The sequence below is a fragment of the Actinomadura sp. 3N508 genome, from assembly GCF_044326375.1.
Taxonomy (GTDB): Bacteria; Actinomycetota; Actinomycetes; order Streptosporangiales; family Streptosporangiaceae; genus Spirillospora.
In genome coordinates, this window is the sequence record NZ_JBIRAX010000012.1 from 209,965 (window position 1) to 222,708 (window position 12,744).

The 12,744-nt window shown below is 72.0% G+C and carries 15 protein-coding genes; 5 read left to right on the forward strand and 10 right to left on the reverse strand.

Features of this window, described 5'->3' with window-relative positions; translation table 11 throughout:
- Nucleotides 1-48: 48 nt before the first annotated feature.
- The 4 genes from ACH34S_RS34715 to ACH34S_RS34730 are packed head-to-tail and all read left to right on the forward strand — an operon-like array spanning nt 49 to nt 3,229.
- Complete coding sequence (locus ACH34S_RS34715) at nt 49-696, forward strand: DUF6758 family protein (protein WP_395957117.1); 648 nt, start codon at nt 49-51, stop codon at nt 694-696.
- A gap of 17 nt (nt 697-713) precedes the next feature.
- Nucleotides 714-1,580 (forward strand): PHP domain-containing protein, encoded by an 867-nt coding sequence (locus ACH34S_RS34720; RefSeq protein WP_395957118.1) that lies wholly within the window; start codon nt 714-716, stop codon nt 1,578-1,580.
- A 9-nt stretch (nt 1,581-1,589) separates the two neighbouring features.
- The gene (locus ACH34S_RS34725; protein WP_395957119.1) at nt 1,590-2,297 is read left to right on the forward strand and encodes an MBL fold metallo-hydrolase; all 708 of its coding nucleotides are present in this window, start codon (nt 1,590-1,592) and stop codon (nt 2,295-2,297) included.
- 26 nt (nt 2,298-2,323) lie between these two features.
- Nucleotides 2,324-3,229, forward strand: coding sequence for a RecB family exonuclease (locus ACH34S_RS34730; protein WP_395957218.1), 906 nt, complete (start codon nt 2,324-2,326; stop codon nt 3,227-3,229).
- Between the two features lie 4 nt (nt 3,230-3,233).
- Here the strand turns inward: ACH34S_RS34730 and ACH34S_RS34735 are convergent, their stop codons facing one another.
- From ACH34S_RS34735 to ACH34S_RS34750, 4 genes are all read right to left on the reverse strand, one after another.
- The gene (locus tag ACH34S_RS34735; RefSeq protein WP_395957120.1) at nt 3,234-4,151 is read right to left on the reverse strand and encodes an oxygenase MpaB family protein; all 918 of its coding nucleotides are present in this window, start codon (nt 4,149-4,151) and stop codon (nt 3,234-3,236) included.
- A gap of 78 nt (nt 4,152-4,229) precedes the next feature.
- Nucleotides 4,230-4,970: a sporulation protein gene (locus ACH34S_RS34740; protein ID WP_395957121.1), complete on the reverse strand. Its 741-nt coding sequence runs from the start codon at nt 4,968-4,970 to the stop codon at nt 4,230-4,232.
- Between the two features lie 111 nt (nt 4,971-5,081).
- Nucleotides 5,082-5,903 carry an alpha/beta fold hydrolase gene (locus tag ACH34S_RS34745; protein WP_395957122.1) on the reverse strand — a complete coding sequence of 274 codons (822 nt, stop codon included), beginning with the start codon at nt 5,901-5,903 and terminating at the stop codon, nt 5,082-5,084.
- 246 nt (nt 5,904-6,149) lie between these two features.
- Nucleotides 6,150-6,341 (reverse strand): DUF1059 domain-containing protein, encoded by a 192-nt coding sequence (locus ACH34S_RS34750; protein ID WP_395957123.1) that lies wholly within the window; start codon nt 6,339-6,341, stop codon nt 6,150-6,152.
- 167 nt (nt 6,342-6,508) lie between these two features.
- On the opposite strand from ACH34S_RS34750, the gene ACH34S_RS34755 reads away from it, so the two are divergent.
- Nucleotides 6,509-7,009, forward strand: a complete 501-nt coding sequence (locus ACH34S_RS34755; protein ID WP_395957124.1) for an Imm21 family immunity protein — start codon at nt 6,509-6,511, stop codon at nt 7,007-7,009.
- Here the strand turns inward: ACH34S_RS34755 and ACH34S_RS34760 are convergent.
- The 6 genes from ACH34S_RS34760 to ACH34S_RS34785 all read right to left on the reverse strand — a co-directional run bounded on the left by ACH34S_RS34760 (nt 6,998) and on the right by ACH34S_RS34785 (nt 12,728).
- Complete coding sequence (locus tag ACH34S_RS34760) at nt 6,998-8,524, reverse strand: MFS transporter (RefSeq protein WP_395957125.1); 1,527 nt, start codon at nt 8,522-8,524, stop codon at nt 6,998-7,000. The genes ACH34S_RS34755 and ACH34S_RS34760 overlap by 12 nt on opposite strands.
- 226 nt (nt 8,525-8,750) lie before the next feature.
- Entirely contained in the window at nt 8,751-9,248 is a 498-nt protein-coding gene (locus ACH34S_RS34765) for a carboxymuconolactone decarboxylase family protein (RefSeq protein ID WP_395957126.1), read from the reverse strand.
- Between the two features lie 210 nt (nt 9,249-9,458).
- The gene (locus tag ACH34S_RS34770; protein WP_395957219.1) at nt 9,459-10,346 is read right to left on the reverse strand and encodes a sigma-70 family RNA polymerase sigma factor; all 888 of its coding nucleotides are present in this window, start codon (nt 10,344-10,346) and stop codon (nt 9,459-9,461) included.
- A gap of 103 nt (nt 10,347-10,449) precedes the next feature.
- Entirely contained in the window at nt 10,450-11,472 is a 1,023-nt protein-coding gene (locus ACH34S_RS34775) for a histone-like nucleoid-structuring protein Lsr2 (RefSeq protein ID WP_395957127.1), read from the reverse strand.
- Between the two features lie 89 nt (nt 11,473-11,561).
- Complete coding sequence (locus ACH34S_RS34780) at nt 11,562-12,251, reverse strand: class I SAM-dependent methyltransferase (protein ID WP_395957128.1); 690 nt, start codon at nt 12,249-12,251, stop codon at nt 11,562-11,564.
- 42 nt (nt 12,252-12,293) lie between these two features.
- Nucleotides 12,294-12,728 (reverse strand): hypothetical protein, encoded by a 435-nt coding sequence (locus ACH34S_RS34785; protein WP_395957129.1) that lies wholly within the window; start codon nt 12,726-12,728, stop codon nt 12,294-12,296.
- Nucleotides 12,729-12,744: the final 16 nt, after the last annotated feature.

Sequence of the window (12,744 nt, forward strand, 5' to 3'; positions counted from 1 at the left end):
CCGGCCGAACTTGACGAACCGGGACGTCGCCGCGCAGGGTGGGTAGGCATGAGGGCGGAGCCCACCTGCCCGCGGTGTGCGGGTCCCGTGCACCCGCCGGGACTCTGGTCGAGCGACTGGATCTGCGGGGTGCACGGCGCCGTCCTGCCGAGGCAGCCGTCCAAGCGACCCGGCCCGGACGGGCTGGCCGCCGTCCTGCTCGACGCGAAGGTCCCCGTCTGGACGCCCTGGCCCCTTCCGCTGGGCTGGCTCGTCACGGGCTTCGCCACGGTCGGGGACGACCGCACGGGCGCGCGGGCGACGGCCGTCGCCGCCTCCGGGCCGGGCCTGGTCAGCGGCCCCGCCGACCTGGTGCTGATCGCCGAGGAGCCCGGCGTCGGCCTCGGCGCCCACTACGCGGGCCTGGACGGCGCCGACCCCGGCGAGGTGTTCGACGGCAGCCCCCCGCCCGTGCGGATCGACATCAGCGGCCCGGCGGCCACCTGCGGCCACACGGTGCCGATGTGGTCGGTCGGCGAGCGGCCCGACCGCGCCGTCTACGTCGGCGAGGCGATGGGCGACTGGCTGTGGGCGGCGCTCTGGCCCGCCGACGCCGGCGTCCTGCTGCTGGAGCGCCAGAACCTCCTCGACCTGCGCGAGCCCGGCATGGACCTCGACCTCCCCTACGGCGCGCACAGCCCCCGCCTCGACGACTGACGCGAGACCATCACACGATGCGCATCGATCTGCACAGCCACAGCACCGCCTCCGACGGGACCCGGCCGCCCGCGGAGGTCGTCCGGCGGGCGCGGGAGCGGGGGGTGGACGTCCTCGCGCTCACCGACCACGACACCGTCGCGGGCTGGGACGAGGCCGCCGCCGCGCTGCCGGACGGCCTGACCCTCGTCCCCGGCATCGAGCTGTCGTGCAACCAGGACGGCCGCAGCCTCCACCTCCTCGGCTACCTGTTCGACCCCGGCGAGCCCGTCCTCGCGGCCGAACTCGCGCGCATCCGCGGCGACCGCCTGCTCAGAGCCCAGGGCATGGTCGGCAAGCTCCGCGATCTCGGCGTGGACATCACCTGGGACATGGTCCGCGCACTGGCGAAGGGTGAGGCGGTCGGACGCCCGCACGTCGCGCGGGCCATGGTCGACGCGGGCGCGATCGAGGACTACGAAGAGGCGTTCACGACGCGATGGATCGCGCAGGACGGCCGCGCCTACGTCGAACGCTACGCGCTGGACCCGGTGCGGGCGATCGAGCTCGTCCGCGCGGCCGGGGGAGTGTGCGTCCTCGCGCATCCGCGGGCGCGCCGCGGCGGCTACGTCTTCTCCGACGCGGTGATCGAGCGGCTCGCCGCCGCCGGGCTCGCCGGGATCGAGATCGACCATCCCGACCAGGTTCCGGAGGACCGCGCCCGGCTGCGCGAGCTCGCCGCCGCGCTGGGCCTCGCCGCGACCGGTTCCAGCGACGATCACGGCGCCCCGACCGGTGACCGGCTCGGCGCCGAGACGACCGATCCGGAGGCGTTCGGGCAGCTCGTCGCGGGTGCGTCCGGCGGCGACCCGCGTGTGCAAGATCAGGGTCGCGAATCACGGTAGGGTGCCCTCGTGGACGCGCGCATCGAACAGGTTGTGACGTCGGGGAAGCTGACCCTGGACGACACCGAGTACGACGTCGAGAACAACACCTACATCGTCGGTAACGACGACGAGGTCATCGTGATCGACCCGGCGTACGACGCCGAGGCCATCCTCGCCGAGGTCGGCGACCGCGAGGTCATGGCCGTCCTGCTCACCGACGGCAACGAGCACCACCTCAACGCGGTGCTCGAAGTCGCCGCCGCCGGCGAGGAAGACGAGGAGAACTGGGCACCCATCGCCCTGCACCGCGCCGACCGGCTGCTGTGGCGCGACTTCTTCTCCCGCCTCGCCAAAGAGGAGGAGGACGAGGACGACGCCAAGGCGCTCCGGTCCGTCGAACCCGACATCTGGCTGGAGGACGGCGGCATCTTCGAGATCGCCGACGCGCAGCTGGAGATCGTGCACACGCCCGGCCACACGCCCGGCAGCGTCTGCGTGATCAGCGAGCAGCTCGGTTCGCTGTTCTCCGGCGACACGCTGCACCGCGGCCGTCCCGGCTCCATCGGCGGCGTCTACGAAGACCTGCGCAAGCAGCTCAACTCGATCGGCGCGCTGCTGACCCCGCTGCCGAAAGACCTGCAGGTCCTGCCCGGCCAGGGCGAGGAGACCACGGTCGGCGAGGAAGACTCCCGCTGGGAGACGTGGGGCGCGCTGGCGCAGGAGTCCGACGACTGACGGTGGAGCAGCTCGGCTTAGAGGGCATGCCCCGGCGGCTGTACGCGTGTACGCCGTCCCGGTTGAACGCGTGGCTCGACTGCCCGCGGCGCTACCGGATGACGTACCTGGATCGCCCCATGCCGTCGAAGGGTCCGCGCTGGGCGCACAACAGCGTGGGCTCCAGCGTCCACAACGCGCTCGCGGGCTGGTGGCGGCTGCCCGTGCACGAGCGCACCCCCGAGGCGGCCGGGACGCTGCTCGTCCGGGGCTGGCTGACGGACGGTTTCCGCGACGAGGCCCAGTCCGCCGAATGGCGTGACCGGGCCCGCGACATGACCGAACGCTACGTCGCGGGCCTCGACCCGTACGACGAGCCGCTCGGCGTGGAGCGCACCGTCGCGACCCGCACCGACCGCATTGCCGTGTCTGGCCGCATCGACCGGCTGGACGCCCGCGACACCGAGCTCGTCGTCGTCGACTACAAGACGGGACGGCACGTCCTCACCGCCGACGACGCCCGCGGTTCGCTGGCCCTCGCGATCTACGCGGTCGCCGCGTCCCGCGTGCTGCGCCGTCCCTGCCACCGCGTCGAGCTGCACCATCTGCCGTCCGGCGAGGTCGCGGCGTGGGACCACACCGACGAGTCGCTGGCCCGGCACATCCGCCGCGCCGAGTCGATCGCCATGGAGGCGGCAGAGGCGGACGAGGCGTACCGCGCTCGTCCGGGGGGTGTGGGGGGTCGTCCCCCCACAGAGGACCGCGCGAGGGTCCCGAAGCCGCGTCCCGGCGACGCCGCGGCCGACGTCGACCACGCCCCGCACGACGATCTGTTCCCGCCCCGTCCGAGCAACCTGTGCTCGTGGTGCGACTTCGCCCGCCACTGCCCGGAAGGCCAGGAAGCGGCCCCGCGCAAGGAGCCCTGGGCCGCCCTCCCGGTAGACGTCCCTTAGCCGTTCAGGGGGCCGTGGCTATGGCCTTCTGGGTGCTGGACGGCCAGCGGCGCGGGTCGCGGAGCCCGTAGAGGCCCTTGCCGACGTCGTAGCCGTCCGCCGCCAGGCGCTGCCTGGCACGTTCCAGCATGCCGCGGGTGTTCTTGGCGAAGGCGTAGTCGTGCAGCCGCTCCGGCATCGAGTTCATCGCCAGCCGGAACGACCTGAGCGCCGCCGTCACCGCGGGTTGCGGCACCTCGGGCAGCGCCCCGTACATCCTGCGGGCCCAGCCGGGCAGCGTGTAGTAGCAGAGCGCGCCGAACGGGAAGTAGCCGGGCTTTCCGGGCGCGAGGAACTTCAGGTTCTCCGGCATGGCCGGCCACATCAGGAACCGGACGGTGGCCGCGGCCTCGTCCGTCACCCGGAGCCGGGGCAGCATCTCCGCGAAGTACGCCTCCATCTCGGCGACGCTGCCGGGCACGTCCTCGGCGTGCAGCCCGACGAACGTCGCGGACCGGCGCTGCTCGTCCAGGTACCTGTCGGCCATGGCGCCGGTGAGCGGCAGCCCGGCGCGGCGCGCGACCTCCAGGTAGGAGTACACCTCGGCGCAGTGCACCCACAGCAGCAGCTCGGGCTGGTCGAGCCGCTCCTTCTTGCCGGTGTCGTGGTTGAGGATGCGCAGGCTCCGGTGGATCTCCCGGACGCGGAACGCCGCCTTCTCGATCTCCTCGGGGCTGCCGAACGTGCCGAGCCCGACGAAGTCGGCGGTGCGCTGGAGCCGTCCGAACGGGTCCTCCTGGAAGTTGGAGTTCTGCCAGACGCCCCACATGGCCATGGGGTGCAGCGCCTGCAGCATGAGGCTCCGGACTCCGCCGACCCACATGGACCGGTCGATGTGGACGCGCCAGGTGACGCTCTCGGGGGGCTGGACGGTCGCGGGCATTCACACCTCCATGAGACAAGCTCAAGTAAGTGTGTCATTACTCCCGATTGGCCGCGACACCACCCCGCCTTTGCGGACTCAGTTCTGCCAGAGGGAGCGGCAGTGCTCGTCCAGCCAGGAGGTGCACGCATCGAGCGTCAGGCCCGTGTAGTCGAACGGGTAGGGGCCGTGCGGGCCGGTGATCAGGTCCAGGGAGTCGGGGCGGGCGATGAACACCGTCTCCAGCCGCGCGGCGGGACCGCGCCCGTAGTCCGCCGGGAAGAAGAACTCCAGCTCCTGCCAGAACTTCGAGGTCTGGTTCCGCCCGCCGTTGACCCGGCCCGTCTTGACCTCGGCCTCGTCGAACCGGAACCCGAGCGACTCGTACGCGCCGAAGAACAGGTCCTGGGCGGGCAGCGCGTGCACGGCGATCTCGTCGAAGTCGCCCCGGTCGACCGCGTTGCCGATCTCGAGGATGGTCCGGACGGCGGCCCGCGTCCCGCGCATCCTGCGGCCCAGCGCGTGCGTGATCGGCATCTCCCACGGGACGTCGATCGCGATCCGGTGCTCCTCGACCTCCTCGGCCGCCAGCTCGAACGCCGGAAGGGCCTGGGACGCGACCACCCCCGGGTTGTCCCAGCTCTTCTCGGTCGGCTCCGCCGCCTCGACCCGGGTGACGAGCTGGACGGCGATCCGCTCCACCCGGACGCCGGCTCCGCCGCCCTTGAGCGCCACCCGGGCGCGCACGGTTCCACCGGGCCTGACCTCGTCCGATTCCAGGATCGTGGTGACTTCCGGCGCGTTGATGCCGAGCGAGCTGAGGAACGTGCGGAACGCCATGTGCGCCTACCTTCGGAACGGTCCCAAGCGGACGCCCCAGAGTAGGGTCTGAGGCGTCCGCGGAGCCGCTTCCCACGGCGAAAGCGCCACTTCCGGCCACGGCCGGGAAGGTCAGCCGATGGCGTCCAGCACCTCGCGGAACCGGACGGCGAACGCGGCGGGGTCCTCGGTGAACCCGATGTGCCCGCCGGGGAACAGCACGGGCTCGACGCCGAGCGCGCCCGCGAGCGCCCTGGACGCGCGGTCGCACAGCTCCCCGCCCGAGTTCGCGCCGATGCCGACCACGACCTGCGTCGCCACCGACTTCAGCGCGACGGTATCGGGCTTCCAGTGCGTTGTGCCGCGCAGCTCGTGCTCGAACCAGCGCCTCTCGTCGGCGAGCTGCCGCGGGTCACGGTCCCCGCCGAACATGTGCTCCAGCGCGCCCGGCGGCAGCTGGATGTTCGCCTGGTCCATGAACTTCCCCCACGCGCCGAGGACGTCGCCGTCGAGGTAGGTGGCGATCATGTCCTCGGTGCCCTTGTGGAGCTCGTCGCGGTCGTCCAGCAGCTCGACCAGCGGCGGCTCGTGCGCGACGACCGCCCGGACGCGCTCCGGATGGGCCTGCGCGAGCGCCAGCACGGAGCACGCCCCGCCGCTGGAGCCCAGCGCCACGGCGGCCGGTCCGAGGTCCACGTGCTCGATGAGCGCCGCCAGATCGCGGGCGCGCAGCGGGGGCGTCGAGTCCTGCGCGGGGTCGTCGACCGGGCTCCGGCCGATGCCCCGGGGATCCGTCGTGAGGACGGTGTGGTCGGCGGCGAGCAGCTCGGCCAGCGGCTCGAACGCCTCGGCGTCCATGGGCGCGCCGACGAGCACCACGAGCGGCCCGATGCCGCGCACCTCGTAATGCAACTGCGCGTCGGGGACCCGCAGCGTGGACGGAACAGCCGTCATCAATCCTCCAGGCGAGAGAGCGGTTCATGGGTTCGAGGTACAGACCCGCGAACCCGCCCGAACTCATCGCCGGACGGCGGCCCGGTCATCGGCGGCCGGTCAGCGCATGCCGACGGCCGGTCAGTGCATGCCGGCGGCCGGTCAGTGCATGGCGGCGGCCGGTCAGTGCATGGCGGCGGCCGGTCAGTGCATGGCGGCGGCCGGTCAGTGCATGGCGGCGGCCGGTCAGTGCATGGCGGCGGCCGGTCAGTGCATGGCGGGCTGCTCGTCCTTGAGCATGCCGCGGATCTCCTCCCGGAACTCCGGCGTGTCGTCGTGCCCGTGCACCGAAGCCGCGTGCTCGGCGGCGGCGCGGACGACCTCGTCCTCCTCGCCGCTGATCGTGAGCGTGCAGTTCATCTCGCTGGGCGTCTCCCGGCAGTCGGCCACCTTCCGCATGGCATTCTCCCCTCCCGGCCGGCCCGCGGGGGAGTGCGACTCCGCGGCGCCGACCGCTCTCGCAACTCCTTCTCATCGTCGCATAGGCCCAGGTCAGAAGGAAGTTGTGGGGAAATGTCGGTGCGGGGGCGTAGGGTGGCGCGGCTGGGGTGAGGGGAGGCGGATCGGTGGACTGGATCGAGACCGGCGGGGGGCCGCTGCTGCTGGCGCCCGCCTCCCAGCTCGAGCACTGGGCCGGCGGCCCGGACGACGATGACGGCCCCGTCGAGACCTGGGGCGACTACGGCCGCGCCTGCTCGGTCGAGGGCTACATCGGGCTCGTCAAGGTCGGTGCCCTGGACGGTCTCGTCCTCGGCGACGAGCCCGCCACCACCACCTACCTCCCAGAGGAACGCCTCCTCGTCCGCTGGGCGGCGGCCGACTCCGCGGCCGAACTCGTCGCCGCCGCCAAGAGGGGCGTCCACACCGCCCCCTGGGAGGAGCACCTGGTCTGGGACGTGGCGGGCCCTGTCGTCCTGTTCGACTCCGCCTGGCCCGGCACTGCCCTCGAACCCCGCAACCACCTGGTGATCGACCTTCCCCCGTCCCGCTACGACGTCCGCGCGGCCTACGTGGAGGAGGAGAAGACCTTCATGATCCTCGTTCAGCTCGACCCCTCAGACCCCTGACGCACGCGGCCGGGTCGAGACGGCCGGGGTGACGGCGTCGTCCATCGCCCGGTACCCGTCCGGGCCGGGGTGGAGGTGGTCCCCGGGCGGCTCGGTGACGGGGCCGGGGGTGGGGTTTGTGCGGCGGGGTAGCAGGGCGGTGGTGAGCAGGCTCGCGGCCAGGGCCACTGCGGCGGCGGTGAGCATGCCGGTGCGGTAGCCGCCGGTGAGTGCCACGGCCGCGACGCGTTCGCCGCCGGCCAGGGACGCCGTGGTGCGGGCGGTGGAGATCGCGACGACGGCGGCCAGGCCGAGCGAGCCGCCGACCTGCTGGGCGGTGTTGAACAGCCCGGAGGCGAGACCGGCCTGTTCGGGGCGGGCGGCGGAGGTCGCGCCGACCGTGGTGGTGACGAACGCCAGCCCCGCGCCGACTCCGATCACCAGCGTCGGGCCGAGCACGTCGGTGAGGAAACCGCCGCCGGCGGACATGCGGGAGAACCAGGCCAGCCCGGCGGCGGTGATTGCGAGCCCGGCCGCCATGGTCGCGCGCAGCCCCAGGCGGGCGATGAGCGCGCCCGCCGCGCCTGCGGTGACGGCGATCGCCAGCGCCAGCGGCAGCTGCGCCATCCCGGCCCGGACGGGGCCGAAGCCGAGGACCTGCTGCATGTAGAAGGTCAGGTAGAAGAACAGCGGCGCCATCGCCATCAGGGTCAGCAGCGCGACCACGTTGGAGCCGCGCAGCACCGGCTGCCGGAAGATCTTCAAGGGCACGAGGGGGTGCGCCGCCCGCGCCTCGATGAGGAAGAACAGCCCGATCAGCGCCACGGCCAGCGCACCCAGGCCGAGCGTGCGCGGGGACGTCCATCCGGCGTCGCCGGCCTCGACCAGGGTGTAGACGAGCAGTGCCAGCCCCGCGGTGGCGGTCAGCGCGCCGGGCAGATCGAACCCCCGCGCGGTGCGGTCGGACGCCTCGGGCAGCAACCGCGGTGCCAGCGCGAGCGCGGCCAGCCCGATCGGGACGTTCACCCACAGCGTGGCCTCCCAGCCCAGCCACTGGGTCAGCATGCCGCCCAGGATCGACCCGGCCGCGCCGCCCGCGCCCGCCACCGCCCCGAAGACCCCCATCGCCCTGTTGCGTTCGGGACCGGCCGGGAAGACCGTCATGACCAGCGACAACGCCGCCGGGGACACCAGGGCGGCGCCGATGCCCTGGGCGGCGCGGGCGGCCACCAGCATCCCGGCGCTCGTCGCTAGGCCGCCGGCCAGGGACGCGGCCGCGAACAGCGCCATGCCGAACATGAACATGCGGCGCCGGCCGGCCAGGTCGGCGGCGCGGCCGCCGAGCAGCAGCAGCCCGCCGAAGGTGAGGGTGTAGGCGTTGGCGACCCAGGACAGATCGTCGGGGGCGATGTTCAGGTCGGTGCCGATCGACGGCATCGCCACGCCGACGATCGAGGCGTCCAGCACCAGGACGAACTGGGTGGCGGCGAGCAGCGCGAGCGCGAACCCCCGCCTGGAGGCATACGTCATGATCATTTCTTTCCTTGAGGGTCCCGCCGGAACGGGGATCGTGTCGGCGCGGCTTGGGCACGCGCACCGATCCCGGGTGGGCGGCGAGAGGGAAGGGCGACGGCGCAGAACCGTCGGGGGCTGTCAGGCCGCTTTAGAGGAGGGGAAGGGTCGTCGTATCTCGGAGGTGGGTTCCGGGGCGAACCACGGGACGTCCGCCCCGGAACCCGGTTTTTGGGGAGTTGTTCAAGGGCTAGCTAGCCGTGGCGGCGCGCCACTGCTCGGCCGGGGAGACGCCCGGCAGCGGCTTGCCGATCAGCGCGAGCGGGATGAAGAAGCCGACCTGCCCGATCGCCATGGCGAGCGTGGCCAGCGCCGCCTCGTCGTAGTGCTCGGCAGCCCGCTCGTACAGCTCGTCGGGGACGCGCTCGCCCTGCGGGGCGGGCGTGAGCACGGCCTCCACCAGCTCCAGCGCGACCCGCTCGGCGCCGGTGAAGCAGGGCGCGTCCTTCCAGGACGCCACAGCGGTGATCTTCTCCTCCGGCACGTCCGCACGGCGCAGGTTGCCGGTGTGCAGCACCGTCAGGTAGGTGTTCCCGACCAGCTGTCCCGCACGCAGGTGGACCAGGCCGATGGTGCTCCGCGCGACCAGCCCGTTCCCGGCGATCTTGAACAGGGCGGCGCTGGCGGCGCCGAGCTCGGGGACGAGCTGCTGCGGGTCGCCGAACCGGGAGGTGAGGGTGTCGTTCATGGGATGTCCTTTCAGCGAGGCGGGCCGTCCACGCCCGCCTGATCTGCTCGTTCACCGCACTGACGACCCCGCATCGGCGGAGGTGACCGCTGAACCGGATTTCTCCGGAGCCTTTTCGGCACGTCGCGGGCGCGTGCCCCCGGGCTCCATATGCGCAGCGGCCCCCTTCCGGTGACCGGGGTCATCGGGAGGGGGCCGCGTACGGGACGGTCAGTCCGTGGTGGAGGCCAGGTCGAGGCGGGCGAGCCGTTCGGGGTCGGCCAGGATGTCGATGCCGGCGATCCGGCCCCCGGCGACGGTGAAGCTCATGACCGAGATCGGCGTCCCGTCGACGGTGTTGACCAGTCCGGCCAGGCCGTTGATCAGCGCGGGGTGCGTGGTGGCGGTCGTGGCCATCCGCTGGAAGGTGGCGGCCTGCCCGGCCACCGCGTCCGCGCCGCGCAGGACCCGCAGGCCTCCGGCGAGGACCCCGCCGTCCGCGCGCAGGACCACGTCCGGGTCCAGCAGGCTGAGCAGGGCGTCGAAGTCGCCACCGCGCGCGGCGGACAGGAAGGCGTCCACCACCCGGCGCTGCCCGGCCGGGTCCGGGTCCGGCGGCGGGGCAGCGCCCCGAACCCGCTGCCGCGCCCGGCTGGCGAGCTTCTTGGCCGTCGCGGGCGTCCGGTCGACGATCGGCGCGATCTCCTCGAACGGCAACCCGAACATGTCGTGCAGCACGAACGCCAGCCGCTCCGCCGGGCTGAGCGACTCCAGCACCACCAGCAGCGCCAGCCCGACCGAATCGGCCAGCAGCGCCTGCTGCTCGGGGTCGCTCGCGTCCTCCCGTCCGACCACCGGATCGGGCAGCCGCGCCTCCAGCGACTCCTCACCGCGCCGCTTGCGCGCACGGAGGATGTCCAGGCACACCCGTCCGACGACGGTGGTCAGCCAGCCGCCGAGATTGTCGATCTCACGATCGTCGGACCGGGCCAGCCGCAGCCAGGCCTCCTGGATCGCGTCATCGGCTTCGGACAGCGAACCAAGCATCCGGTACGCGACCGCCCTCAGATGAGGCCGGTACTCCTCGAAGCGGACGGCAAGGAACTCGGACGAATTCACGGTCACACACCCCTTCCACGGACGTTATCGCCCCATGACGCCCCGGCTTCCAGGAAGGTGACCGAGTGGCAAGGGGATCCGCTCGGGAGAAGACCGCCGCGAACTAGTGGCTGGCCTCGTACATGGCGATGATCGCGGCGGGGAGCGGCCCTGAGTCGTTGACCTTCATGCCCCGGACCTTGGCCCAGGCGCGGATGGCTTCGAGACGCTCGTCGCGTTCCGGTGGCCGTTCCGCTGCGGCGGCATGGCGTCGTTCGGCCTCCGCCTCCTGGTCTGGCCAGAACCTCGCCACGTACAGCTCGATGCCCTCGGCGCGTTCCCACTCCTCGTCGCCGGGCGCGATGTCCCGGGCGTACAGGTCCTTCTCGATGGCGGGCATGACGCTGCGGCGGTAGCCGAGCAGGTGGACGTGGTACCAGCCGGGCGGCAGCTCGAACACGTCCGGTTCGGCCCCTGTGGCGATGCCCTCCATCCCGATCGACCCGCGGGTCACCAGGAAGCTCAGCCGAGCCTGCACCTCCGGCTCGTCCCCGGCGTCGGTCACGTCGGGAGGCGGAGCGTCGCTCCACAGCTCGAACCGCATACCGGGTTCCGGGAGCTGGCACATGGGGCGGATCTCCACCCCGCCGCGCGTCGCGGAGAACCAGCCATCGGAGATTTCGGGCTCGGGGGTGTCGCCTCCGTCGTCGTAGAAGGCGAATACGCCGTAGCCGGTCATCGCCACCCGCTGCGTGGCCGCGACGAGGCCACTCGCGTTGTCCACGGTCTCCGGCCACAGCTGGACGGTGTAGTTCTCCAGCCCGCCGAAGTCGCCGCCTCTGGCGGCCAGCTCGCGATGACGTCCGGCGACGCGTACGTGATACCGGCCGGGGCGCACGGTGAACACGTTCCGGACGAGCCCCCGCCGCCCGTTGAACGCAAGCTTCCCGGTGGGGACGGTGATGGTGTGGGTCTCCTCGGTCTCCGGCAGGTCATCGTCCGGCGGCGGGGGCGGCTCGCCGTCCCACAGCTCGAACCTGACGATCTGCTCCCTGACCCACTGGGCGACCCGGATGAAGATCGCCTCGCCGGTCGCCGTCGCCCAGCCGGACGACACCGGCGGTATCGCCGCCGCCTCATCGGCCATGATCCCGAGAACGGGCCCGTGTGGCTGGGCGCTGTGCCAGGTCGACGAGATGCGCGTGCTCGTAGGCCGCGCTCCGTCCCGGGTTCCGCTCATTGGACCACCCGGCTCGGCGATCCCGGCTCGGCGGCCCGCGGCTCGGCGACGCCCGCGATGAAGTTGGGGCCGACCGGCTGCACGTCGCCCGTCCAGCCCCACCCCGCCAGATCCCGGACGAGCTGGTCGGCCTCATGGAACACCTTGACGATCCGGTGCTCGCTGCCGTCGTCCAGCCGGCGCCGTACCGCGGGGACCTCGTCCCCGGCCAGAACCTCCTCGATCGCGGCTTCGCCCGGCCCGTTGTCGATGAAGACGGCCTTGCCGCCGGGGGCTAGAGCGTCCGCCACGATCTGCCAGAAGCGGGGCGAAAGGCTCGGTGGGACGTGCGAGAGCCAGAAGGCGAAGAAGACCGTGTCGTACGTCCGCGCCGGGCGCCAGTCGAACAGATCGGCACAAACGAACTCGACCTGCGCGGGCGCGACCCGCTCCCGGGCGATGGCGATCGTCTCGGGAGCCGCATCGACGGCGGTCAGGGAACGCGCCCGAGGAGCCAGAAGGGTCGTCCACTGCCCGGTGCCGCAGGCGAGCTCCAGGACGTCCCCGACGATCGGAAACTCGTTGAACACCGGCAGCAGGAGTCGCATGTCATCGCTCCGCTCGGCGTACTCCCGGTCGTACTCCGGCGCACGTGCCCGGTAGTAGGCGATCTGTTCCCGTAACGCTCTCTCGACGTCCAGTCCCATGCTCGCCACCGTAACGCAACCGCTCCTCGCCGGGCGATCGGCTCAAGGGGCACACGGACCATTCAGAGTGGAGACATCTGCGCCGGGATAGTCGTCGTACTCATCGACCTTCAATGCGACCGGGAACAGTAAAAAGAGGGCCAGGCAAAGCGCGCATACGCTGACCAGCCTGGTCCACGCGGACGACTTCGGTGCGCCGACCAGCACGGTAATGGCCAAGACCAGTGCCAGCGACAGTGTAATCAGCACGAACACTGGGACAATGAAGGGGAATCCTTTCGTCCATTGCGCTGACGACGGATCCATTTCACATGCTCGCCTTGTGGCGGCGGTCGCCCGATCGTCGAGGACGCCCATCTGCCAGAAAATCAAGGTGCCCAAAGCGCTAAGGGCCGCCGCTGCTAAGGAAAGCCCTCTCCAGACCCGGCGTCGAGAGGGTGCGACTTTCCCAGGCGGGCCGTCGATATCTGATTCCATGCCGACACGGTAGCCC